Annotated in this window: 1 pseudogene; it reads right to left on the bottom strand. The window is 66.8% G+C overall.

The features are described from left to right. Positions 1-231: 231 nt before the first annotated feature. A pseudogene (purH, locus tag EN884_RS37660) lies at positions 232-746 on the bottom strand (bifunctional phosphoribosylaminoimidazolecarboxamide formyltransferase/IMP cyclohydrolase); the annotation flags it as partial.

Raw genomic sequence — 746 nt, 5'->3', positions numbered from 1 at the left:
CCTGTGGGGTGAGCGGCCGGTTCGCGAAGCGAATTCATCGTGCCAGTGGCACGATGAAAGGCTGACGAACGCCGGGACGCTGCGGAGCAGCGGGGACCCGGCAGGGCGGATCGTCCACCGCCCGGCCCTTCGCGGGCTCAGGGCGTTCGAAGCTCGAAAAGCCAAGCAATTGGCTTTTCGTTTGCTGCGCGAACCGCTTCTCACCCCGCAAGGAGAGAAAGAAGAAGTGCGTCAATGCCTGAAATGCCGGACGCCCGTAAACACCATGGCGATGCCGTGCTCGTCGGCAGCGGCGATGACGTCCTTGTCGTTCATCGAGCCACCCGGCTGGATAACGGCAGTGGCGCCGGCGGCGATCGCCGACAGCAATCCGTCGGCGAAGGGGAAGAAGGCGTCGGAGGCGACGACCGAGCCCTTGGTCAGCGGTTCGGCAAGGCCGGCGGCCTCGGCGGCGTCGAGTGCCTTGCGGGCAGCGATGCGTGAGGAGTCGACCCGGCTCATCTGGCCGGCGCCGATGCCGACGGTGGCGCCGTCCCTGACGTAGACGATGGCGTTGGACTTGACGTGCTTGGCGATGCGGAAGGCGAATTTCAGGTCGGCCATTTCGACCGGCGTCGGCGCCCTCTTGGTCACCACTTTCAGTTCGAGGTCGTCGACGACAGCGTTGTCCCGGCCCTGGATGAGCAGACCGCCGGCGACGGATTTGACCGTCGTGCCCGGCGTGCGCGGATCCGGCAGCCCACCGG

Origin of the sequence: Mesorhizobium sp. M7A.F.Ca.AU.001.01.1.1 (assembly GCF_004022735.1) — a bacterium.
GTDB classification, from domain to species: Bacteria; Pseudomonadota; Alphaproteobacteria; order Rhizobiales; family Rhizobiaceae; genus Mesorhizobium; species Mesorhizobium ciceri.
This window is presented reverse-complemented; position numbering and strand designations above follow the sequence as displayed.